Origin of the sequence: Pedobacter hiemivivus, from assembly GCF_005144565.1 — a bacterium.
Taxonomy (GTDB): domain Bacteria; phylum Bacteroidota; class Bacteroidia; order Sphingobacteriales; family Sphingobacteriaceae; genus Pedobacter; species Pedobacter hiemivivus.
Map to the genome: position 1 here is coordinate 32,026 of NZ_SWDX01000006.1, position 23,274 is coordinate 55,299.

Annotated in this window: 19 protein-coding genes and 1 riboswitch; of the genes, 2 read left to right on the forward strand and 17 right to left on the reverse strand. The window is 39.5% G+C overall.

Translation table 11 applies throughout. The annotated features are described in order from the left end of the window. Window positions 1-51: 51 nt before the first annotated feature. From hemN to FBD94_RS16075, 4 genes are all read right to left on the reverse strand, one after another. Window positions 52-1,416, reverse strand: coding sequence for an oxygen-independent coproporphyrinogen III oxidase (hemN, locus tag FBD94_RS16060; protein WP_131608484.1), 1,365 nt, complete (start codon window positions 1,414-1,416; stop codon window positions 52-54). Beyond that, complete coding sequence (locus tag FBD94_RS16065) at window positions 1,394-1,882, reverse strand: Rossmann-fold NAD(P)-binding domain-containing protein (RefSeq protein ID WP_131608485.1); 489 nt, start codon at window positions 1,880-1,882, stop codon at window positions 1,394-1,396. The genes hemN and FBD94_RS16065 overlap by 23 nt, the downstream gene beginning before the upstream one ends. Before the next feature lie 82 nt (window positions 1,883-1,964). Beyond that, window positions 1,965-3,023, reverse strand: a complete 1,059-nt coding sequence (locus tag FBD94_RS16070) for a response regulator (RefSeq protein ID WP_131608486.1) — start codon at window positions 3,021-3,023, stop codon at window positions 1,965-1,967. 6 nt (window positions 3,024-3,029) lie between these two features. Further along, window positions 3,030-4,214, reverse strand: a complete 1,185-nt coding sequence (locus FBD94_RS16075; RefSeq protein WP_136880943.1) for a PAS domain-containing sensor histidine kinase — start codon at window positions 4,212-4,214, stop codon at window positions 3,030-3,032. A gap of 134 nt (window positions 4,215-4,348) precedes the next feature. On the opposite strand from FBD94_RS16075, the gene FBD94_RS16080 reads away from it, so the two are divergent. Beyond that, window positions 4,349-6,130 (forward strand): hypothetical protein, encoded by a 1,782-nt coding sequence (locus FBD94_RS16080; RefSeq protein WP_136880944.1) that lies wholly within the window; start codon window positions 4,349-4,351, stop codon window positions 6,128-6,130. 101 nt (window positions 6,131-6,231) lie between these two features. Here the strand turns inward: FBD94_RS16080 and FBD94_RS16085 are convergent, their stop codons facing one another. The 8 genes from FBD94_RS16085 to metE form a co-directional block, all read right to left on the reverse strand. Next, window positions 6,232-6,864, reverse strand: a complete 633-nt coding sequence (locus tag FBD94_RS16085; RefSeq protein WP_136880945.1) for an SCO family protein — start codon at window positions 6,862-6,864, stop codon at window positions 6,232-6,234. Next, window positions 6,861-7,298, reverse strand: a complete 438-nt coding sequence (locus tag FBD94_RS16090) for a hypothetical protein (RefSeq protein WP_136880946.1) — start codon at window positions 7,296-7,298, stop codon at window positions 6,861-6,863. The genes FBD94_RS16085 and FBD94_RS16090 overlap by 4 nt, the downstream gene beginning before the upstream one ends. Before the next feature lie 39 nt (window positions 7,299-7,337). Further along, window positions 7,338-8,609, reverse strand: coding sequence for a sialidase family protein (locus FBD94_RS16095; RefSeq protein ID WP_136880947.1), 1,272 nt, complete (start codon window positions 8,607-8,609; stop codon window positions 7,338-7,340). Window positions 8,610-8,614: 5 nt separating this feature from the next. After that, window positions 8,615-10,921, reverse strand: coding sequence for a TonB-dependent receptor domain-containing protein (locus FBD94_RS16100; protein WP_136880948.1), 2,307 nt, complete (start codon window positions 10,919-10,921; stop codon window positions 8,615-8,617). 256 nt (window positions 10,922-11,177) lie between these two features. Then, entirely contained in the window at window positions 11,178-11,381 is a 204-nt protein-coding gene (locus FBD94_RS26310) for a hypothetical protein (RefSeq protein ID WP_235884510.1), read from the reverse strand. Window positions 11,382-11,577: 196 nt separating this feature from the next. Beyond that, entirely contained in the window at window positions 11,578-11,964 is a 387-nt protein-coding gene (locus tag FBD94_RS16110) for an acyl-CoA thioesterase (protein ID WP_131608503.1), read from the reverse strand. Further along, window positions 11,965-12,978 carry a beta-ketoacyl-ACP synthase III gene (locus FBD94_RS16115; protein WP_131608504.1) on the reverse strand — a complete coding sequence of 338 codons (1,014 nt, stop codon included), beginning with the start codon at window positions 12,976-12,978 and terminating at the stop codon, window positions 11,965-11,967. 57 nt (window positions 12,979-13,035) lie between these two features. Then, window positions 13,036-15,354 (reverse strand): 5-methyltetrahydropteroyltriglutamate--homocysteine S-methyltransferase, encoded by a 2,319-nt coding sequence (metE, locus tag FBD94_RS16120; protein ID WP_136880950.1) that lies wholly within the window; start codon window positions 15,352-15,354, stop codon window positions 13,036-13,038. A 171-nt stretch (window positions 15,355-15,525) separates the two neighbouring features. Then, window positions 15,526-15,716: riboswitch (cobalamin riboswitch) on the reverse strand. A 114-nt stretch (window positions 15,717-15,830) separates the two neighbouring features. Between metE and FBD94_RS16125 the strand changes: the two genes are divergently transcribed. Next, window positions 15,831-16,340 (forward strand): hypothetical protein, encoded by a 510-nt coding sequence (locus tag FBD94_RS16125; RefSeq protein WP_136880951.1) that lies wholly within the window; start codon window positions 15,831-15,833, stop codon window positions 16,338-16,340. Here the strand turns inward: FBD94_RS16125 and FBD94_RS16130 are convergent. The 5 genes from FBD94_RS16130 to kdpB form a co-directional block, all read right to left on the reverse strand. Further along, complete coding sequence (locus tag FBD94_RS16130) at window positions 16,337-18,091, reverse strand: HAMP domain-containing sensor histidine kinase (protein ID WP_136880952.1); 1,755 nt, start codon at window positions 18,089-18,091, stop codon at window positions 16,337-16,339. The genes FBD94_RS16125 and FBD94_RS16130 overlap by 4 nt on opposite strands. Window positions 18,092-18,275: 184 nt before the next feature. After that, complete coding sequence (locus FBD94_RS16135; RefSeq protein ID WP_136880953.1) at window positions 18,276-19,406, reverse strand: universal stress protein; 1,131 nt, start codon at window positions 19,404-19,406, stop codon at window positions 18,276-18,278. Between the two features lie 177 nt (window positions 19,407-19,583). Beyond that, window positions 19,584-20,654, reverse strand: coding sequence for a porin (locus FBD94_RS16140; protein ID WP_136880954.1), 1,071 nt, complete (start codon window positions 20,652-20,654; stop codon window positions 19,584-19,586). A 1-nt stretch (window position 20,655) separates the two neighbouring features. After that, window positions 20,656-21,222, reverse strand: coding sequence for a K(+)-transporting ATPase subunit C (locus FBD94_RS16145; protein ID WP_136880955.1), 567 nt, complete (start codon window positions 21,220-21,222; stop codon window positions 20,656-20,658). A gap of 14 nt (window positions 21,223-21,236) precedes the next feature. Beyond that, window positions 21,237-23,267, reverse strand: coding sequence for a potassium-transporting ATPase subunit KdpB (kdpB, locus tag FBD94_RS16150; protein ID WP_136880956.1), 2,031 nt, complete (start codon window positions 23,265-23,267; stop codon window positions 21,237-21,239). Window positions 23,268-23,274: the final 7 nt, after the last annotated feature.

A 23,274-nucleotide genomic window follows, 5' to 3' on the forward strand; every position in this document is an offset into this window, starting at 1 on the left:
AAAAATTTGCGGGCCTAATTTAGATTTATAAAAAGAAGTATTAAAAATTCGTTAATCAGCCAGACTGAACTGTTGTGTTTCTGATTGCTTCTCCCACAAACGCACATCTAACGTCATGCATATATTTCGAAGGAATCGTTTACCGAAAGCTGTTACCTGCAATTCATGGGCCGACATGAACACCAATCCATCCTGAGCAAGCCATCGCATCCTATTCAAGCCTTCTGCGAAAGCATCATTTTCAGCATCCAATACAGTCCAGGAAGTACGTCCTTTGCACATGATATTTAGAATATGCTTACGGATCAATAAATCCGTTTCATTTAAAATATGACCTTTAAGTAGAGGAAATTCTCCGTTGTTTACCATTTCCATATAGGTTTCTACTGTTTTTACATTTTGTGCAAATGCATTCCAGGTATCACTAATTGAGGAAACGCCTAAACCAATCATCAATTTGCTGTATTGGTGTGTGTAGCCCATAAAGTTGCGGTGAAGCGTTCCTGTCTGCTCAGCCTCGTAAAGGCTGTCAGTACTCAAAGTAAAGTGATCCATACCAATTTCCACATATCCACCTTCTTTCAGTAGTTTCCGACCTATGTTATACAGCTCTTGTTTCGATTCTGACGAAGGAAGATCAGCCTCTGTATATCTACGTTGTCCAGGTTTAATCCATGGTACATGGGCATAACTATAAAAAGCAATACGATCTGGTCTTAACTGCAACACCTCTTCTATGGTTTCGCAAAGCCCCGAACGTGTTTGGTTTGGCAGTCCGTAAATCAAATCGTAATTCACAGAATGATAACCATTTTGACGTGCCAATTGCGTAATATCATCAACCTGTTCAACGGTTTGTACCCTGTTGATGGCCAATTGAACCTTAGGATCGAAGTCCTGAATACCTAGACTTAATCTTTTAAAGCCTAATCTACTCAGTGTAAAAAGATGGGCCTCAGTTGTATTTCCTGGATGAGCTTCAAAGCTGAACTCAGCATCTTTATGCAATTGGGCATTTTCTAAGAGCCCTCTAATTAAGAAGTCCAGGTTACGCGGACTGAAAAATGTTGGGGTACCACCACCAAGATGTAATTCTTTGATCAGCGGCTTGCTTTTAAAAAGCCCCAGATAAAGCTGCCATTCTTTAAGCAAAGCATCTATGTAAGGTTTTTCTACATTGTGGTTTTTAGTAATCCGAGTATTACAACCACAATAGGTACATAAATCCTCACAAAAAGGCAAGTGAACGTACAAACTAATACCTTCATCAAGATTACTTTCATTAAATGCATTAACTACTGCTTTACTCCATTTCTTGGCATCAAAACCCTCCTCGTCCCAATAAGGAACAGTTGGATAGCTCGTATAGCGTGGTGCCGCTACGTGATACTTTTCAGTCAGCGTGGTTGTGTTCATGAGAATGAGAATTGTGGTTATTTAAAGTAGAATGGTTTACTTGGTCGCAAGATCTTGAACAAACACAGGCTAAGCCCAGGCATTTTTTCTGCTGCCATTTGTCCAGATTTAAAATAGTTTCTTCAGCAAGGGCCATTGGTAATTCGGCCGCTGTAAGACCTGCTAAAGCTAATGAAGGAACATTTGCAATTCTTATCGCTCTCGCTGTTGCAGTTGTCCGATCAATATGATCAGATGAAGTAGATCGGGTTGCAATGTATTTCACTCCCATATCAGCCAGTTTATTAATTACATCGGCTGATACATCATCATCTTCAAATACAATTACAGCTTCCTTTCCTGTAGCATAACTTACAGTATCGGTACTTAGCACATTAGAAATCAGGGTAATTTCATGCTTCTTATGATTGGCGATTGCCAGGGGTTCTTTCTCAAATTTCTTTATGCTGTAAGCGACTACTTTCATTCAAATTGATTATTAATAATCAAATTTAACACTGCGATCCCTTTCAGGGAATGATTTCAGTCAGTACAAAAAATGATCTTCGTCAGTTTTTCATATGTTGTAATCGTAGCTCGTCCAATACAACGATCTGATTACCTTTCTTATCCAAAATACCTTCATCTCTAAAGTCACTCAGTATTCGGCTTACCGTTTCGGTAGCCATACCTGCCATGGCGGCAAGGTTATCTCTTGAGATTTTCAAGTTCAGCTCGGCAGCTTGCTTCTCCTGTCTGCACAATCTAACCAACACATCGGCCATACGTTTCCTAACCGAATGGTAAGCGAGTTGCAACAATTGCTCTTCTCTTTCCAACAGATTATTAGAAAGCATATGGATAAACTGCCTGGTTACATCTGGATATTTATTGAGCAATTCCTCCACCACATCCTTAGGCAACAAACATACCGTAGCATCCTCCAATGCTTCAGCGGTCTCACTGTAAGGCTCATGACTAATTAGTGAAGGGATTCCAAAATACTCATCCATCGAATAAATACCAGTCAAAAACTCTCGACCGTCCATGCTCATCTTCACCGTCTTAATCTTCCCAGCCAACACCAGGTAAATGCCTACAACATCATCGCCCTCATAATAAACAACCTGCCCTTTTTTAATATTTCTTACCTTTCGGTCAGCGATCATTTTCTCCAGTTCGGCAATACCAGACGTAGTACTAATCAGGTTACTGAGCCTATCCAACGACTGACTATAAAAAATCTCCTGCTTATCTTTCTTATTTAATCTACTTTCAATGGCATTTAATAATTCAACATCATCAAAAGGTTTAGTCAGGTAGTCATCCGCTCCCATCTCCATCCCTTTCCGCATGTCAAAGCGTTCTGCCTTTGCGGTAAGAAAAATAAAAGGTGTTGCTGCAGTTTTAGGGTTTTTATTTAAAAGGTATAAAACGCCATAGCCATCCAGTTCTGGCATCATAATATCGCAAAGTATCAGATCAGGAAAATGTGCAGATGCCAATTCAACGCCTACTTTTCCATTATGAGCTTGCAATACTTCATAATTTGCCAGTTCCAGTATTTCAGCAGTGCTTTCTCTAATGTCCTCGTTATCTTCTATAATCAGTATACGCGTCTTCTTCATCGACATCTATTTATTAAAAGATAGTTTAAAGGTAGTCTCTTTGTTAATCACACTTTCAAAATGGAGCGTTCCATTCATCAAAGTAGCATATCGGAGCACAATATTCAGTCCTAGCCCAGTACCCGGAATGTTTCCGGTATTGTTGGCTCTAAAAAATGGCTGAAACAAATGCTTCTGATCAGTATCAGGAATTCCTATCCCATTGTCTTTTATAGTGATGATGTATTGGTTATCATTAATCTCCGTATTAAACTCAATAAATGTATGTTCACCCGAGTATTTAATAGAATTAGAAATCAAGTTGATCATGCAATTCCTGATCAGATTCTGATCTAGCTTTGCGATACTTTCCAAGCCAGTATGCTGATAAATGATATGCTGTTCCTGCTTGGCAATCATCTGCATTTCTTCGGTTACCTCTTCAGATAGTTTTACCAAATCAAATGCCGCAAAAGTAGGCTCAACTATTCCAGCTTCCAATCGTTCCAACGAAAGGAAATCATTTAAAATGGTCGTTAAATTACCTACCGCATTTTTAATCTTGCCAACATGCTTAGTGATATTTTTATTATCATAAGGCTGGGCATATTTTTCAATTAATGAGGAAGAAAGTTGAACTGAACTTAGCGGGGTTCTAAACTCATGCGAAGCCATAGATACAAACCTGCTTTTCATTTGGTTAAGTTCCTTTTCCTTCTCTAAGGATAAACTCACTTCTTCTTTAGCCTCGCTTAAAGCTCTAACAGTTTTTCTTAAAGATTTAGTACGTTCTTCTACCAATTCTTCCAGCTCGGCAGCATACTCCCGTAAACGTTCTTCAGCTTCTTTTTCTTTAGAAAGATCATGTATAAACCCAGTGTAAATGATACGGTCATCGTACTGTACTTCACTCACCGCTAATCTAAAAGGAAACGTACTCCCATCTTTTCTTAGGCCACGAACCTCTCTACCCTTACCAATAATACGCTTTTCGCCTGTTGTCTGATACCTATTTAAATAGCCATCATGCCCACTTTGATCCGGCTCAGGCATCAACATTTTAATGTTTCGGCCTTTTACATCATCCAGCTTATAACCAAAAAGTTTGAGTGCGGCAGGATTAAGACTTTCAATATTTCCTCGTCTGTCGATAGTGATTATACCATCAATAGCCGTTTCAATAATTGCCTCCAATAACCTGACTTGCTCCATAACCTTGTTTTCACAAATATATAAATTTTATCAATCATCAACTTATCACGTAAATCATATTAAAAAGTGACTCATATCATATTTTAAGCTAAAAATAGTACGCTACTTTGTGATCTAAATCATACATAAATTTCATGAACCATACCTTTCATATTCCAGTGCTGGGCCTGGGCTATTCAATAGACACCCCTTTAAAAATTGCTAAATATGGGATTTCTTCCGTCGTTTCTATTGTTGATGATGAACTTACCGAACGTATGCGAAAATTCCATTCGGAAAAGAACAATAAAAAATACATCCCCATTGAGAAAAAAACGGAAGATAGTCGTGCTTTAAGGATCACAGCTTACTTAAATTTACTGAACAATCTGGTTAATCAACAATTCGAAATACTAAAGCAAGGTGTTTTTGAAGCAGGAAGTGATTTAAGTAGATATTTTGACCTTTTGCCTGATACTTCTTCCCTAAAAAAAATGTTTACGTCAATGCTGGAAATGACTGATGTAGAACAGAAAAAATCAGCAGAAAACGCCCTTAAATCAGCCATCAAACCCGGTGCGATCGATGTAAATATCATGTCTAAAGTAGACAAAGCCAATTACAATACAGCTGATGAATATCTTGGCGATGATTATACGGATGCCCTTGCCGCCATGCGTGGCTTTGCCAATAGCGAGGTGAATTCGGCTGTAATCATTTCTGCCGGATTAAACCCGAGGCTCTATACCTACATGGAAAAATGTGCAGCGTTTTATCCTGATCCAGCAGGCCAGATCAGCAAAAGCATCATCCTTAAAGTAAGTGATTTCCGATCAGCAACGATACAGGCTAAAATGCTGGCCAAAAAAGGATTGTGGATCTCCGAATTCAGAGTCGAATCTGGCTTAAACTGTGGTGGACATGCTTTTGCGACCGAAGGTTTTTTATTGGGACCAATCCTGGAAGAGTTTAAAGAAAAGCGGACTGAATTATACCTGGAGCTACATTCCATTTACCATGCGGCACTTACCGCAAAAGGCATAAGCCCAGAAATTAATCCTATTCAACGAATTACCGCACAAGGTGGCATTGGCACAGCAGATGAGCACCAGTTTTTAATCAATCATTATCAACTGGACGCTGCAGGTTGGGGAAGTCCGTTTTTACTGGTTCCAGAAGCTACAAATGTCGATGATGTTACCTTAAACAATCTCGTAAATGCAGAGCAGGATGATTTCTATATCAGTAACTCATCTCCGCTTGGCGTACTTTTTAATAACTTTAAAAACAGCAGCATAGAGCAGCAACGACTGGAACGAATAGAAAAAGGTAGACCAGGTAGCCCCTGTACCAAGAAATTTTTGTGTACCAATACGGAGTTTACCGCATTACCTATTTGCACAGCATCCAGAGCATATCAGCACCAAAAGATCAAGCAACTGAAAGCGCAAGGACTTTCTGAATCTGCCTATCAGCAACAGTTTGACGCGATTACAGAAAAAATATGTTTGTGTGAAGGTTTATGTGCTTCTGCCTACCTAAAAAATGATATGCTAAAGCCTAAAGAGAATAAAGCTGTCAGCATTTGTCCAGGACCTAACCTCGCCTACTTTTCTGGAAAATATAGCTTAAAAGAAATGGTAAGCCATATTTATGGCCGGGTTGACTTACTAGGCAGCATAGATCGTCCGAACCTGTTTATCAATGAATTAAATCTATACATTGATTATTTAAAGAAAGATATTTCCAATCAACTGAATGAGCTAAGTGCTAAAAAAGCAAAGTATTTTATAAAATTTAAAGAGCAGCTCCTGCAAGGCATTACTTATTATCAGGAATTAATACCTGAACTAAAAAGACAAAGTAACATCGCCATCACCGAAATGCAACAGCGACTGAAACAAGCAGAAAATAGTCTGGCAGATTGTAAAATATAAAGTAAATCCGAGTATGATCTCACGTACTTCGTGCTTCTGACAAAAAGGGTGGCTTTTTGCTAGAGACATTATTATGTGAATCATACTCGGATTAACTATTTCTAGTACTCAGCTAACAGTACATCCATATCTTTCATCAGCTGTTCTACTTCCTTATCCTGTGTACCATCATAAGCTCCTCTGATGCGCTTTTCTTTATCAACGAGCACTAAATAACCCTGATGAACAAATCCACCAGGTGCATTTTTGTCTTCCTGTGCAGCTACCAAATAATTACGTTCAGCAAGGGCATAAATCTCATCTCTGCTACCCCACAAATATTCCCATTGCGTACCCTCTACCCCTAATTTCGTGGCATAAGCTTTCATTCTTGAAGGGGTATCATACTTTACATCAATCGTATGAGAAGCTAGTTTAACTTCAGGATTACCTTTATACTTTTGGTATACCTTTAGCAAATTCCGATGCATTGTAGGACAAATGGTCGGACAGGAGGTAAAGAAGAAATCGGCAACGTAAATAGTTCCATCAAAATTCTTTTCAGTAACTACAGCACTATCTTGATTTAATAGTTTGAAAGCAGGGATGGTTCTAAATGTAGAATCAATTACAGTTTTTCCATCAACTACCCGTTCAGTGGTTTCCAATTGCAAGAATGGCAAATGCTTTGGCTTATCCTTACAACTAAAAAGAAACAAGCTCAATAGTATTACATATAATCCCGATCTGCTCATTTTTTCTTGAATTTACTTAAATAATCATCCGATAATTTGATCTCCGATTTGTAAAGACTATCAATGGCCGCTATTTTAGCTTTTTCAGATTCAAAATACTTTATTGCCGCTTCATTTGATTTACCGGTTACATCAGGCTCAAACTTATGCATCCAATCATTCATGCTGTCTTCGGCCTGAGTCAACTTGCTCAGTAAAGCGGTGATTTCTGTTTTCTCTTTTAGGGTATCCAGTTCAGGAAATTTAGTTTTGAGTCCTTTAATATCTTTCATCAAGGTATCCAATGCCATCTGGTTGTTTACTATTTTACCATGATCAGCCATCACCACATCGTGAAATTTCATCACATCATCACGCACCGCCTTATAATCTCCTTTTTGTGTGCAAGCTATTGCTCCAATAGCGATAAACAGTGCTCCAATTGATTTCTTCATCTTTGTTTTTTAATTAAATAATAAGTACTATTAATATAGCTATAGCTGCTTTAAACCAGCATAGTATATTGTTGATCCTGTTGTTCCTTCTCTCAGCCAAGCTACAAGTAATCCCTGATTAATAGGAGTTAAAACAGCATGATTATCCGCTTGTTGCCCGTCGGTTAAGGCTATATTTTTTTCCTGATTCCCATCCTTTAGAATCCTTAAAATAATCTTTGACATCCCGGCCGGACCATGCTTCATCATTCCTCCTTTTGAATGATCCATCTTCATATGCTCATGTTCCATCTCTTCCGCTTCTTCGCATACCATAGCTGTTTTTCCATCGACTAAAGCCACCATTTGAGGATGCTTACCAGATGCTGTAATCAAATTACGACGACGAAAACCAGAATCCACAGCCGAAGTAGCATACAAGCCCGAACTTCCACCTGCAGTAAACCAAACCGCCTGAAGCGTATGATTAGCGACAGCAAGTGAAGGACCTGAATGCGGACAGCCCTCAATTTCCCAGTTATCGTTACTAATCAGCTTTGCAGGTGTAAAAGTCTTCCCGTTATCTGTCGATAATTTATATACCATATCACGAACCTGCTTGCCTGAAAGCGCATTTGGAAATATAATGCTTCGATAAGCAAGGTGTAAATTTCCATCCTTATCGCTCAAAAGATCTGTCCTGCAACACTCACAAGTTCCCTTATCCAAACAATAATCAGTAGCAAAGCCCTTTCCTTTTTCCGTCCGGCTAAAAAACAAGGCCGAACCTTTAATCGATTTGCCATAACGGCCATCCAACCATACAGCAGCCAATTCACCATCTTTTAATTTGGCGACATCAAAAAAACTACGTCCATAGGTATGGCTCGTGTCTGAATGTAAAAATCTGGCGTCCGACCAGCTTTTACCTTCATTTTCTGACATACTATAGTAAATAGCACCCGCATAAGGGTTCTTTTCATTAGGAAATCTCTTGGCAAAAATGGCGATTACTGTCCCATCGTCTTTAAAGGCAATCTTAGCCATGCTCTCTGCAGAAACACCGCACCCTGCAGAAGGCGGTACAGTGAAAGCTTTACCAAACTGTTCTTTCTGCTGATCATATACCGCATATTTCAATCTATATAAAGAGTCTTTCCCATCCTGTTCAGACCAGCACAGTACTGGATTCCCTTTATGATCTACTGTAAAATAAGGCCCAACAGCTGCAATCCCAGCTGTATTTAGTGCTTTAGCTTCATTAATTACTGGCTTGCTTTTACAAGCAGCCAGTAATGTAACGATAACTAAAGAAAAATAAATCTTCTTCATATTCATTAAAATAAATACTTAACATTTAAACCGCCATAACCGTTTCTTTTAGGCGATGGATTAAAATAAGCAGGTGCTGCACCACCAAATCCTACAGCATTTAAGGAAACGATAGAACTATAGCTTTTATTCAGGATGTTATCCAAACCCGCGTACACATTTGTCTCCAGGCATTTAAGGATTTGCTTCTTATACCCAACTTTTGCATTTGCGACCTGGTAAGAAGGATTAAATGCTGAATTGGCATCGTTTAAAGGCAAGCGATCAGTATAATAATAGCTTCCATAAAAGTATAAACCTACTTTAGTTTCCAGATCAATACCTGCATTAAATACCCAGGGAGCAATACCCGTCAACTTATTTCCATCATAGGTCGCAGTAACCTGACTCTGTGCATTTAGCGTCTTGTAATCCTTAAACTTGAAATCGGAATAAGTAACCGCAACAAAAGGTCGCAGACTTAATACCTCATTTTGATCCTCCGGCTTTAATATTTGATAAGACAAAGCCAACTCAACACCATTGTGACTAGTTTTGCCTGCATTGTTATAAATCGTAATCCCCTGTTGTATAGATTGTCCGATTAACTCCCCTTTCATGTCCATTTTAAATAAAGCCAGATCATATTCAAGGCGGGATTTTAGCAGATTTCCCTTAGCATTTAGCTCATAGTTTATCCCCTTCTCAGCCTGTAAGCCTGGGTTAATGGAACCGTCCACATTCTTGATCTCTGAACTTGATGGTGGAGAAAAGCCTGAACTTACACTGGCATGCAGACTTAGTGCTGAACTAAAGGTATGACTCAGTGCAATACGTGGCGTAGCCTGTGGATTGAACTTCTTAAGACCGCTTTGGTTCTGCTTTAAATAATCATTCACATCATACTTCAAACTGTTGTAACTTAAACCCAATGTCAATGTAGTTTTATTGGTCAAAGCTGTTTCCGATTGATAAAACAATGAATATTGAGTATTCTGATAATCAATATTGGAATTAATAGCGCCTTCTACGCCCTTGTTATTTACATATTGTGTCCCCTTGGTTAATCCTTCATTAAACTCTGCGCCAACCGTAAAACGGGTTGAAAAAGTACTAAACCCAGGATCATAAGAAAACCGCGTGCGGCCACCATAACTTTGATAAAAATTACGGATATAAGCATAAGGAAGCGGGTGATCCAAATCATAGAAATAAGTAAATACACTCGTTGTATTTGAAAACTGATCATTAAAACGATATTGCTGACCCAATCCTATCCTTGTCCAGGTCTGATACCTACCAGCTGCTTTATCCAGATTCGTCGCATTGGCCTGTCGTGGATTTGCAGCAGCCTGATCTGCTGTAAGTGAGCCCGGAATCTGCGAGTGCTGTGTAGTCCTGTTCACCAACAAGGTAATAATTCGTTTATCACTTGGAAAGAGCTGAAAGTTTCCGGTCAAAAACCTCCGCATATCGTTGCTGTGTTCCCGGTAACCATCATATTCCTGCCATCCATAAGAAACATAACTATTCACCTTATCACCACCGTTGCGATAAATCGTTGCCAAACGATGCAAGCCATTGGCCCCGATCAATCCAGAAGCCTCCAGACTTTGTTCCTGATACGGAGAGCGCTGCAGTTGGAAGTTAATTACGCCCCCCGTTCCTGCTCCATAAATACTTGAAGCTGGACCTTTAATCACTTCCGCACGTCCAATGCTATTCACATCAAGTGCTTCAATCCGGGTGGTGCCATCAGCCTCTGTGACAGGGATTTCGTTGACATAAACTTTAACATTCCGGATACCATAGGACGCCCTAACACCATTTCCCCTAATGGAAATGCGCGCTTCAGAAAGCGTACTTTGCTCCATGCGAACACCTGGTATAGCATTTAATGCAGATTGAAATGAGACTGCACTGCCCCTATTGATATCCTTAGCCGTAACCAAGGCAATGGCACCTGCAGTTTCCTTACTGGTTTTGTTGCCATTATACCCCGCTACCCGAACTTCATTTAGGCTCAGCCCATCTGCATCTAACTGCACATTAAGGTCACCCTCTGCGGGCTTTAATTGTATATTTTGTGTTTTATATCCCACTAAAACGGCTTTTACAACCTCCTGCGACTGATAATCGTTAATCACAAAATAGCCTTTCGCATCTGATTTTGTAAGTGGCTGTTTCAAACTGTTAAGGATCACTACATCCGCTAGTGGCGCACGTGTTTGAGAATCATAAATATGGCCTTTTATAGCCTGTGTTTGGGCCTGGCTCTGTAAAAAACAGAACACCAAGCCAATAGATAAAATAAAATATCTGTATGGACTCATTAAATTATTAATAAAAATTCTAAAAAAATAAATTAACCGTTCTCTTCCGAGGCTGCATTAATTTCGCTGAAGAAGCGAAACAACGCTAGGCCTCATCACAGAAGGTAAATTTCTTGGTCACAAATCCTGATAGCATGTATAGGCTTAAGTAACCATATTGCTATGCAATTTGGTTACAAATTTACTTTCTCAGAGAAGACCTCAGCGTTCTTGGAGCTTTTTCAGCGACAAGCAATGCAGACTTCGATGAGAACAGTTAATTTGACTGTGGAGGATGAAATATAGAATTTTTAATACTTTGCGGCATCCCCATAGAAGCTGGGATATGAAGTTTTGTTTCCGCTAAAGCGTACTGTTTAAAAACCAGTTGTGTAACCACAACAGCGTCTTGAATTTGTGTTTTTTGAGCCTGGCGTTCCTGCTTTTGTTCCTTATCCTGAGCTTGTTTTAGCTTTTTCATAAGGAAACACTTACCATTACAATGCAGCTCAGGCTTATTCTTATTGATACAAAGTTCCGCAGCAATATATTTCCGATTGAGTTCAAACCCTGCAAAAACAAACAAGTTTGCAAAGTTTGTACTCAATAAGCTAAAAAGCAACAATACAGAAATTAGTTTCAATAGCATTTCGGGGCAAATGTATGCAATTACGCTTCTATTTAAGAATAGAAGTTGGCTTTTTATTTTCATCTATAGCTACAAAAGAGAACTCGCCAGTTACGGCCTTCTCTCTAGTATCAGAATACATTTGCTCAATGTAGATCTCTACCCTAACTTTTAAGCTAGTATTACCAATATGGCTTACCCTTCCTATCAGTTCCACAATAGTACCTGCCGGAATGGGCTTATTAAAGTCAATACGGTCACTACTTACCGTAACCATTCGCTGTCTGCTAAAACGAGTAGCTGTAATAAAAGCGACTTCGTCCATCATGTGCATGGCAGTACCACCAAATAAAGTATCGTAATGGTTTGTTGTATTCGGAAATACGGCTTTAAAAATCCGTGTTTCCGAAGCCCCAATTTTATCTTCTAATGTCATTTAATCTTTTTTAGGCTGGCGAAGCTTCCCCCACTTCAAGTACGTTGCCCCCCAGGAGAACCCGGCGCCAAACGCAGTCAATATCATCTTATCGCCGTATTTAAAATCATCTTTAAAATCCCACAAACACAAAGGAATGGTTGCAGCGGTCGTATTGCCATAACGGTCGATATTTACTTTCACCTGTTCAGGAGATAAACCCAAATAATCACCTACAGATTGTATGATCCTTAAATTTGCCTGATGCGGAATCAAGTGATCGATTTGTGCACTTACCAGATCATTTGATCTCAAAACCTCATTACAAGTGTCAGTCATACCCTGAATAGCGGCTTTAAACACCACTCTTCCATCCTGACGCACATAATGCAGCTTTTCATCAAGCGTAGCTTGAGATGCAGGGAATTTAGATCCTCCCGCAGTCACAATCAGATTCTCTTTACCAGAACCATCTGTTCTAAAAAAACTGTCCATTAAGCCTACAGGCTCTTCTGTTTGCTCCAATAAAACTGCTCCGGCACCATCACCAAAAAGGATGCAAGTATTACGGTCTGTATAATTAACGATAGCGCTGTTCTTATCTGCACCAATTACAATCACTTTTTTACAGCGACCGCTTTCAATCATACTGGCACCAAGTGTTAAAGCATATAAAAAGCCACTACAAGCAGCATTGGTATCAATTCCCCAGGCATTTTTCAAACCTGCTTTTTCGCATACCATACTTCCTGTACTTACCATCACATAATCAGGTGTAGAAGTTGATACAATTACGCAATCAATTTCATCCGGATTCACATCACCATCTTCCATTAGTCTCTTCAAGGCATAAGTGGCCATATCCGAAGTAGCAATATTTGGGTCGTTTACAATCCTTCTCTCTTTAATCCCTGTCCTTGCAACTATCCAATCGTCATTGGTATCCACCATTTTTTCGAGGTCATGGTTACTTAAAACCGTATCTGGAACATAACCTCCAATCGCGGTAATCACCGCATTTTTCCTTATTCTCATTTGTGCGTACGTAATTCTGTAAAGAAAGGCAGGCGCATAGCACCTACCTTCTTTTTTTTACAAAGTTACAGCTTCTTCCACAGATTCCCGCAGTACTTTTGCAGCAGCGACCATTTCTGTTAAAGCTTTTTTCGTTTCGTCCCAATGTCTGGTCTTTAAACCACAGTCTGGATTGACCCAAAGTTGGCTTGCCGGAATCACTTTTTTGGCCTTTTCAAGCAGAAAAACCATTTCTTCCTTAGCCGGCACACGGGGTGAATGAATATCATACACGCCTGGACCAATTTCATTAGGATATTTAAAATCAGCAAAGGCATCGAGCAATTCCATCTGCGAACGCGAACATTCAATCGTGATCACATCCGCATCCATATCCGCTATATTTTGAATAATGTCGTTAAATTCCGAATAACACATATGCGTATGGATTTGTGTATCATCTTTTACTCCACTTGCCGAAATCCTGAAAGCACGTACCGCCCATGCCAAATAATTTTGCCAATCCGCTTTACGTAAAGGCAATCCTTCTCTTATTGCAGGCTCATCAATCTGAATAATCTTGATGCCCGCATTTTCCAGGTCAACTACCTCATCCCTAATTGCAAGTGCTATTTGTGTACAGGTTGCTGATCTTGGCTGATCATTTCGTACAAAAGACCATTGTAAAATAGTTACAGGGCCTGTAAGCATTCCTTTTACCCATCTATCAGTTAAGGATTGCGCATAAGCAGACCACCTTACCGTCATCGGCGCAGGGCGATATACATCTCCATAAATTACAGGTGGTTTTACACAGCGGCTACCATAGCTTTGCACCCAACCATTTTTGGTAAAGGCGAACCCAGCCAACTGCTCCCCAAAATATTCAACCATATCGTTCCGTTCAAACTCACCATGTACCAATACATCGATGCCAGTATCTTCCTGAAAACGGATCGTTTCTGCGGTCTCCCTTTCTATTAATGCAACATATTCAGCCAGGCTTAAATCACCTTTTTTATATTTAGCCCTCCAACTGCGCACTTCTGCCGTTTGTGGAAATGAACCAATCGTTGTAGTTGGAAACAAAGGAAGTTTTAGCGATTCGCCTTGCAATTTCTGACGAACAGAGAATTCGCTAGCTCTCTGATCATCTCTCGATGAAATACCCGCTACACGTTGCTTTACAACAGGATTATGAATCAACTTTGATGATCTGCGGTTTTCATTTGAATCAAAATTTGCACGGAGTTTAGCATCAGCAATCTCCTCATCATTAGCCAATTGCTTCAATACCACTACCTCATAAACCTTCTGTTTAGCAAATGCCATCCAATCCTTAATTTCAGGAGTTAAAGTATCTTCATTCGTTTCAAGGTTTAAGTCACATGGTGAATGAATCAATGAACATGATGGACTAATGATTAACCTGTCATCTCCTACTTTCTCGAGTGCCTCTTTAATTAATACCAGCGATTTTTGAAAATCATTCTTCCAGATATTTCTGCCGTCAACCACGCCTACAGACAAGGTCATATTAGCAGGGATCAGCTCCAAAACAGTTTTTAGCTGCTCCGGACTACGTACCAAATCAATGTGTAAGGCATGTACTGGTAATGATGTAGCCAACACCGCATTGTCTTGTAGCGCAGCAAAATAAGTAGCCAATAATATTTTTAGTTTAGGAAATTGCTTTTTAAGCTCGCTATAAACATACTTATAAGCCGCTTTATCCTTATCTGTAAGATCCAGGGATAGAAAAGGTTCATCAAATTGTACCCACTCTACATGCTGCTCTTCTAGCTTTTTAAGTAGTTCAATATAAACAGGCAACAGGTTTTTCACCAAGTCAATTCTATCAAACCCAGCTTCTTTTTCTTTACCCAGCAACAAATAGGAAACCGGACCAATAATCACCGGCTTGGTTTTAATCCCTAATCTTAATCCTTCATGATACTCATCTAACAGCTTAGTTGAAAACAGTTTAAACTGCTGATCTTTGAAAAACTCAGGAACGATATAATGGTAATTTGTATCAAACCATTTGGTCATTTCCATAGCTGTAATGTCAAGCCCATCCTTTTGATACCCTCTGGCCATCGCAAAATAAAGATCGAGCTCTGAGTTGCCTTTGTTTAAGATTACCTCGTGGTAACGCTTAGGGATAGCCCCTACAGTAAGAGATAGATCTAATACCTGGTCATAGAATGAAAAATCATTAGAAGGGATCAGGTCTATACCCGCCTCCTTTTGCAGTTCCCAATTCTGCTTACGGATGTCCCGTCCGGTTTGCACCAGACTTTGAATACTTGAATTGCCTGACCAATACTGCTCGCAGGCTTTTTTGAGTTCTCTTTTACTACCTATACGCGGGTAGCCCAGATTGTTTGTTAGCATTTTCTTGCTTTTTAATTGATGAAAAGATCAGTTAAAAGCTCTTTTGCTTAAATCGCAATGCTGTCGGAAATAAAAGAAGAGAAAAAATAGAAATGCACAGACACAGGCATTCTATTGAATGTCTGCATTTAAAATGCATCAAACTTAACTCGTGCTTTATATCGCGAAAGCATTGTCAATTCGATAAAGGCAGGTCTCCTGACTTGTAACATTTTTACCATCCTTCCCATTTCATTTTGAAACAGTGGATAAACTATGGGTAAAAACTTTGAATGTTACTTACAGTTGCGCGACAGTTCGTGATTTACACACGATTCCCTATTAATCTACAATTAAGTAAAACCATTATCGGTTGATGAAGAAATAAAGTAAAGAACTTATATCGCGTAAAGGTAGTGTAAAGCCTGAATTTTAAAACATTTTATTTATATTCTTTTGATTTTTGTTACCTTCCGTTTTTAAATCAAATAACGCTAATGAAACAATTCTACTTTTCCGCTCTGCTACTGCTTGTGATATTGATAACAGGATCTTGCAAAAAAATACCTGTGGTCGAATACACAAATTCTAGTATCTCCTTCAAAGTTGACGGGGTATATAAAGAAGCCAAGGGAATTCAAAATGTATTCGGCCTGCACGCAAAGGAGGAAAAGGTAATGATGATTATCGGAAATATGGATGCCGCAGGCGATCAGCAAATTTCTCTCTTGATTAACAATTTCCATGGCGTTGGAGAATATAGCGGTGAAGAAAATATCTTAGGACTTTATACCAGTCCAGAGTTCGAACAGAGCATAATCGGCAGTGTAGGCACAATTAAAATCACCGAATTTACTGAAGGAAAAAGTATAAAAGGAGAATTTCAATTCAAAGGAGAAGTCGCTATAATCTCAACCGACCCAAATCACGTTCCAGAGTTCAAAATGTTTTCTGAAGGAAAATTTGAGGCAAAAGTTAGCACTGGCCCAATTGTAGAACCGGATTAACTGACAACAGGTAAAGAAAAACAGAACCTACTGCCTTCTCCTATTGCACTTTCAACCCATATTGTACCGTTCTCTGCTTCTATAAAGTCTTTGGATATGGCTAATCCCAGTCCAGAGCCTGATTTATTGTTTCCATCGGTAGGCACCTGAAAATACTTCTCAAACAATCGCTTTTGGTATTGTTCTTCAATCCCTTTACCAAAATCACGAACAGAAAACTCTATTGCGTCGTTATTTTCTATTACCTGAACAATAATCTTTGACTTCTCAGCACTATACCTAAGCGCGTTGGACAGAAAGTTAACCAGCACCCATGCTGTTTTCTCAATATCTACACTGATATGAGGCAAATTATTCCTGGAAATCAGTTCCAGTTCAATAGATTTCTGCTCTGCCTGAAACCTTACTGCATCCATAGCATAAATGGCAATTTTTCGTGGATCAGATTTTACAACATTCATTTGGAGGTTACCGGTTTCTACCTGAGCCAGGTCAAGCAATTCTGTAGTAATTTTTAGCAAACGACCACAATCTTCCTTAATGTGCTGCACCAATTCTTTTTGCTCTGGATTCATTGGTCCCACGCGTTCATCATCCATTAGTTTTAAGCTCATTTTAATAGACGATATAGGTGTTTTTAACTCATGGGATACCGTAGCTATGAAATTAGTTTTCGCTTCGTCCAGCTCCTTAAACTTCGTTATATTTTTAAGGATGTAAACCTCTCCGGCTGCCTTCCCTATCTCAACCAAAGCATGTTCAGCACCATCATCGTAATTAGGTATCCTGATTTCTCTACGTTCCAATTGGAAATATGACTCTTTTTGATCCGCATAGATTTTCATGGGTTTGCTCACACTATCTTCCTGCAAGATTCTGTTTAGCAGATCATTCTTTTTCCTAAGCTCCATGGCATTCGCACCTATCACTTGTTGTTGATCAAGATTCAACAACTGGCCTGCTACTTTATTAAAGAAAATAATTTCCTGCCGCTCATTCAACCCGATTATAGCATCCTGCATTTGCTCAATAATAGTTTCAATCCTTAACTTTTCGGATTGTAATTTAGCCAGGTTACTATTCTCCCATTTATTCAACTCCGCAGTCATAACATTAAAAGAATCAGCTAATTCCGAAAATTCGTCAGAACCTTTAAACTCCAGTCGTTGTTTATAATTTTTACGACTAATTTCGCGTATGGCATCAGCAAACTCCCTTAATGGATTGGCCACAAAGCCTGGGAAGTTAACGATAAAAGAAAACAGGATTAGAAAGCAGATAGATGCCGCAAAAATCACATACATTGCCGACTTTTCTATTGATCTCTGCGCAACTGCGTTTTTCCTTACAATGGCATTCATATTCACATCATCGATTATTTTTAACTGCCATCTTACCTCCCTTAGAGCTTTCTGCTTGGTAGCTAAATCAGTTGCAGGATCTATAATACGGGCATAAGCCACCTTCAACGCCGTTACCGCCTTGCCTTCCCCTGCTTCAGTAATGTTCTTTTCTTCCAGTGCCAATTGATGATTAAACATTTCCTGAGCTTTTGCCGATAAAGGCAGCGAATCTTCATCTATGATAGATCGCATCTTACTGGTAAAGCTCAGCGTCTCGTAATTATCTTTCAAAATAACCTTCGATCTGATGGAGATTTCATTCATATAGTATAAGGAAACACCTCCAAAAAAGAGGATCACCACGAACAAGAACCCGAATCCGAGGCGAAGTTTATTTTTTATCTTCATTATTATTTTATTTTATTGCATTATACTTGTCATCATCCTGTTTGCCTGTCGTCATTCTGCTATACCTGCTGTAACTGTCGTCATCCTGAATTTATTTCAGGATCTCGCACCTGCAAAGCCGCCTTTCTCTTTTGAGATCCTGAAATAAATTCAGGACAACGTATCGCTTTAAAGGATGACGAAGCTAACTCAAAATGACTAAATCTGTCTCCGTAGCCGAAATACTTCGCAAAAGTTGGTTAAAAATCGCAGTTCTCATGATAATTTGAAATAAATTTAAATGTGGCTTGCCCATACATATTGTAGTGATCTCCTTTTCTTCAGCCATTTTTATAATAGTTTTAGTGATATCGTTACTTTTCACCTTAATCACTTCTGCTCCCAGCTCTGTTGCCAGCTTAAAATTATTAATCAGATGTCGCTGTAAATCGAGCTTTACACGATCTCCACGCTCATGATCAGTCTGTACATACAAAACAATCCAGGGCGAATGATAATACGAAGCCAACCGGGCAGTTTTACGAATCACAATTTTAGCCGTCTCATGATTGGTAGAAATACAAGCCATAAACCGCTCTTGTCTTAGTTTAATCTGTTTAGGAATTTCTATACTGATCTTTCTTTCCAAATGATGGGCCACCTCTTTTAAAGCCATCTCCCGCAACTGCAATATCCTTTCCGACTGAAAAAAGTTTCCTAACGCAGGTCCTATTTTACTTTCATCGTAAATCTTACCCGCTTTTAAACGGTCTATCAATTCATCAGCCGTTAAATCGATATTTACAATCTCGTCTGCCAGCTCTAAAATCTTATCGGGTATCCTTTCTCTAATGGGTATGCCGGTTATCTTTTCAATATCATCGTTCATACTTTCCAGATGTTGGATATTTACGGCTGATATTACACTAATTCCAGCTTCCAGAATATCCACAACATCCTGCCATCTTTTTCCGTTCTTACTTCCTTCAACATTGGTATGCGCAAGCTCATCAACGATAACAACTTCGGGATGCAGGGTCATAATGGCGTTGACATCCATCTCTTCCAACTCCTTACCTTTGTAAAATATTTTCCTTCTGGCGATTAAGGGAATGCCGGCCAAAAGCGCTTGCGTTTCTACACGATTATGCGTTTCAACATATCCAATTTGTATATCAATCCCGTTTTTCATTAAGGCATGTGCCTCCTGCAGCATCCTGTAAGTCTTACCAACCCCTGCGCTCATGCCTATATAAACCTTAAACTTCCCCCTTCTTGACTTCTTTACAAGATCGAGGAATTTACGTACGGAACTTTCTTTATGCTCTTCTTCCATCAGGGATTACCATTTAATGATGATATACGCTTCAGTTATTAAGTACCAAATCCCGAGTAATAACAATAAACAAACACTTAAAACAGGAATCAGTTTACCAATATTTTTTCTATCCATGCTATTAAATATTAATACAGGACCGGCCACACCAAAACCAGCCCTGTAAAAAATACGATCTTAAAAAGAAACCGCTATACTCGCTGTAATTGCAGCGTTGTGATTAACGGGGTTTTCATTGCGGATAAAAATCTTATCCTTACTATCGTATACTTTTCCTTCAACTCTAACCACTGCGTTGCTAAATGGAGCATAATCCAGGTTTACAGAATAACCAGTGGTTTTAAACCCATTTTCTGTACCTGTGGCGATCAAAACACCATCCTTATCCTGGTAATACTCTACCCTACCAGCAACTTTCCATTTACTGGCAATGGCGTATTGTGCAATGGCAACTGGCGACAATACTTCGCTACGTTCGCTGCTACCTTTGGCTTTTTGCTGCGTTCCATAATCAAAGCCAACCGTTACACCGAAATCATCTGTCACTTGATATATTGCGTATACATTGTGATAAAAACGTTTTACCCGAACACTATCAGCACCTTCAGTTCCTAAATAATTACTGTAATTTACGGTAATTTTAGGCGTAGGTTTCCAGGTTAACTGTACACCACCTGCTGGTTTACTATTTCCATTTAAGCGGTTAATGCGCTGCCATCCATTTAAATATAACAATACTGCAGAAAACTTACCATCATTAGTTGCATAACTTACCTTGGCGCCCGATTCATAATAAGGCGTGTTTTCTGAAGAGATATTTCTGGTTAATACCCAGCAATCTTTTGATACAGCGCTCTCAAAACCTATGTGCGAAGAAAATATACCTGCATCTGCCCATAAATTAATTGTTTTAGAGAGTTTTATACCTGCATTGGCTTCAAAAATGTTTTTTAATACCCCCGGTTCTGCAGCTAAATTGGCATTGGCATAAGTACCAGCCATGATAGCCACATTGGCTCTAATCGATCCATTGTCGTAATTTGCTTTGATAAAGCCAAGGTTTAAATTCACCTCATTATGGCGGTTGTGTGAGTAAATAAGGCCCGGTCTGTTGTTATCCGATGGCCTGTTAAAATCGTATCCATAATATGTTTCCAGGTAACCCGATACTTTAATTTTGGTTTCTTCCTGCGCGTAAGTACAGGCGGCCGAACTTAAGGCCGCTGTAAGCAATAATAGTTTCTTCATTTTACTTTTTTAATTCGTCAAGGGCAAGGTTTAATTTTAAGACATTTACAACAGAGGGACCAAACATGCCCAGCAAAGGGCCCTCCGTATTTTTTACGACAAGTTCTGCAACCGCCCTATCGGTAAGACCACGATTTGCAGCAACTCTTTTAATCTGAATGATTGCAGCTTGTTCAGAGATATTAGGATCTAAACCACTACCCGATGCAGTTACCATATCAGCGGGTATATCTGCTTTTTTCAAATAAGGGTGGTATTTTAATAGTGTATCAATTCTGCCCGACACCACAGCCAGGTATTCTTCATTAGATGGACCTTTATTAGAACCTCCTGATCCAGCAGCATTATAACCAACTGCCGATGGTCTGCCCCAGAAATATTCTGGTTTGCTAAAGTTCTGCCCAATTAAAGCATAACCAACAACTTTACCGTTTTTAGTAATTTTCTCACCGCCACCATTTCCTTTAGAAAAACCGCCTCCAAAGGCAACAATTAAAGGATATATAACGCACAGCAGCACCAACAACACTGCAGTAAGGCGTATAGATTGTAACAAATACTTTTTCATGATATTTTTATGTTTTAAACAAATAATCCAACAAACAAATCAATTAATTTGATGCCAATAAATGGCACAATAACACCTCCTAATCCGTATATAAACAGGTTTCTACGCAACAGTGCAGTAGCTCCGATAGGCTTATAAGCCACACCTTTTAAGGCCAGAGGAATCAAGAAGGGAATAATGATGGCATTAAAAATTACGGCCGATAGAATCGCACTTTCCGGAGTATGCAAGCCCATGATATTCAAATGTTCCAAAGCAGGAATAGATGCGATAAACAAGGCTGGCACAATGGCAAAATACTTGGCCACATCATTGGCAATAGAAAAGGTTGTTAATGTACCACGAGTGATCAGCAGCTGTTTACCTATTTCAATAATCTCAATCAGCTTTGTCGGATCATTATCCAAATCCACCATGTTACCAGCTTCTTTAGCTGCTTGCGTTCCACTATTCATCGCTACACCAACATCAGCTTGCGCCAAAGCAGGAGCATCATTGGTACCATCACCCATCATCGCTACCAGCTTACCTAAAGCTTGCTCTTCTTTGATGTAGTTCATTTTATCTTCAGGCTTAGCCTCTGCAATAAAATCATCAACACCAGCTTTTTCGGCAATAAACTTAGCAGTAAGTGGATTGTCACCAGTTACCATCACTGTTTTTACCCCCATTTTACGCAAGCGTTCAAAACGCTCGCTAATACCTGGTTTTATAATATCTTGTAATTCAATTACCCCCAATGCTTTTTCATTTTCGGCAACGACCAATGGCGTTCCGCCATTACTAGCTATGGCTTTTACCTGATCCTCAATGTCTATAGGGAAAGGATTACCTGCCGTCAGAACGATGTTTCTAATCGAATCAAAAGCCCCCTTCCTAATCCGTTTACCATCTGGCGTATCGATACCACTTGATCTGGTTTCGGCTGTAAACTTGATGAACTTAGCGCCCTCAGGTGCTGTAGTCAAAACATGGGTATCTTGAACCCCTGCAAGTTCTACAATAGACTTCCCTTCGGGGGTCTCATCTGCCAAAGAACTCAATACACAGGCATCCATAAAGTTTTTAATCATCACGCCTGCTGTAGGATAAAAATTGGTTGCCTTACGGTTACCAATAGTGATGGTACCTGTTTTATCTAACAGCAACACATCAATATCACCAGCCGTTTCTACTGCTTTACCGGATTTAGTGATCACATTGGCACGCAATGCTCTGTCCATTCCAGCGATACCGATGGCAGAAAGTAAACCACCAATGGTGGTAGGGATTAAACATACAAACAGGGAAATTAATGCTGCAATTGTAATAGGTGTATTCGCATAATCCGCAAAAGGCTTTAAGGTTACACATACAATGATGAACACGAGTGTAAAACTGGCCAACAAGATCGTTAATGCAATCTCGTTAGGTGTTTTTTGACGGGATGCCCCTTCTACCAGTGCAATCATTTTATCCAAAAAGCTCTCGCCGGGCTGTGTGTTCACCTGTACTTTAATCTCATCGGATAACACTTTAGTACCACCGGTTACAGATGATTTGTCACCTCCAGATTCGCGGATCACAGGAGCAGATTCACCGGTAATGGCCGACTCATCAATGGTAGCGATACCTTCAATAATCTCACCATCGGTGGGTATGGTATCGCCTGCTACACATATAAAGACATCACCTTTTTTAAGCAGATTGGAAGAGCGAATTTCAGTTTTACCATCGGCCAAGAGCACTTTTGCGGGAGTTTCTTCTCTTGTTTTCCTCAAACTATCGGCTTGTGCTTTACCTCGCGCTTCGGCAATAGCCTCAGCAAAGTTGGCAAAAAGAACAGTGAGCAATAAGATCAGAAAGATCAGGAAGTTGTATAAAGGCGAGCCTTGATCAGTATGCGTAAACGAGTAAATTGTAACATAAGCCATCACAAGCGTACCAATCTCAACGGTAAACATCACCGGATTGCGAACCATAACCCGTGGATCTAGCTTGATAAAGGATTGTTTCAATGCAGTTTGCACTAAAGCAGGTTCAAATAATTTATTAGAAGTTTTCATTTGAATA

Coding starts and splice junctions, on each gene's coding strand:
- FBD94_RS16080 (WP_136880944.1), top strand. CDS start 4,349: ATGAACCATACCTTTCATATTCCAGTGCTGGGCCTGGGCTATTCAATA.
- FBD94_RS16130 (WP_136880952.1), bottom strand. CDS start 18,091: ATGAAGATAAAAAATAAACTTCGCCTCGGATTCGGGTTCTTGTTCGTG.
- FBD94_RS16090 (WP_136880946.1), bottom strand. CDS start 7,298: ATGAAGAAATCAATTGGAGCACTGTTTATCGCTATTGGAGCAATAGCT.
- FBD94_RS16075 (WP_136880943.1), bottom strand. CDS start 4,214: ATGGAGCAAGTCAGGTTATTGGAGGCAATTATTGAAACGGCTATTGAT.
- metE (WP_136880950.1), bottom strand. CDS start 15,354: ATGCTAACAAACAATCTGGGCTACCCGCGTATAGGTAGTAAAAGAGAA.
- FBD94_RS16100 (WP_136880948.1), bottom strand. CDS start 10,921: ATGAGTCCATACAGATATTTTATTTTATCTATTGGCTTGGTGTTCTGT.
- hemN (WP_131608484.1), bottom strand. CDS start 1,416: ATGAACACAACCACGCTGACTGAAAAGTATCACGTAGCGGCACCACGC.
- FBD94_RS16145 (WP_136880955.1), bottom strand. CDS start 21,222: ATGAAAAAGTATTTGTTACAATCTATACGCCTTACTGCAGTGTTGTTG.
- FBD94_RS16140 (WP_136880954.1), bottom strand. CDS start 20,654: ATGAAGAAACTATTATTGCTTACAGCGGCCTTAAGTTCGGCCGCCTGT.
- FBD94_RS16065 (WP_131608485.1), bottom strand. CDS start 1,882: ATGAAAGTAGTCGCTTACAGCATAAAGAAATTTGAGAAAGAACCCCTG.
- FBD94_RS16125 (WP_136880951.1), top strand. CDS start 15,831: ATGAAACAATTCTACTTTTCCGCTCTGCTACTGCTTGTGATATTGATA.
- FBD94_RS16110 (WP_131608503.1), bottom strand. CDS start 11,964: ATGACATTAGAAGATAAAATTGGGGCTTCGGAAACACGGATTTTTAAA.
- FBD94_RS26310 (WP_235884510.1), bottom strand. CDS start 11,381: ATGAAAAAGCTAAAACAAGCTCAGGATAAGGAACAAAAGCAGGAACGC.
- FBD94_RS16085 (WP_136880945.1), bottom strand. CDS start 6,864: ATGAGCAGATCGGGATTATATGTAATACTATTGAGCTTGTTTCTTTTT.
- FBD94_RS16095 (WP_136880947.1), bottom strand. CDS start 8,609: ATGAAGAAGATTTATTTTTCTTTAGTTATCGTTACATTACTGGCTGCT.
- FBD94_RS16070 (WP_131608486.1), bottom strand. CDS start 3,023: ATGAAGAAGACGCGTATACTGATTATAGAAGATAACGAGGACATTAGA.
- FBD94_RS16115 (WP_131608504.1), bottom strand. CDS start 12,978: ATGAGAATAAGGAAAAATGCGGTGATTACCGCGATTGGAGGTTATGTT.
- FBD94_RS16135 (WP_136880953.1), bottom strand. CDS start 19,406: ATGGAAGAAGAGCATAAAGAAAGTTCCGTACGTAAATTCCTCGATCTT.
- kdpB (WP_136880956.1), bottom strand. CDS start 23,267: ATGAAAACTTCTAATAAATTATTTGAACCTGCTTTAGTGCAAACTGCA.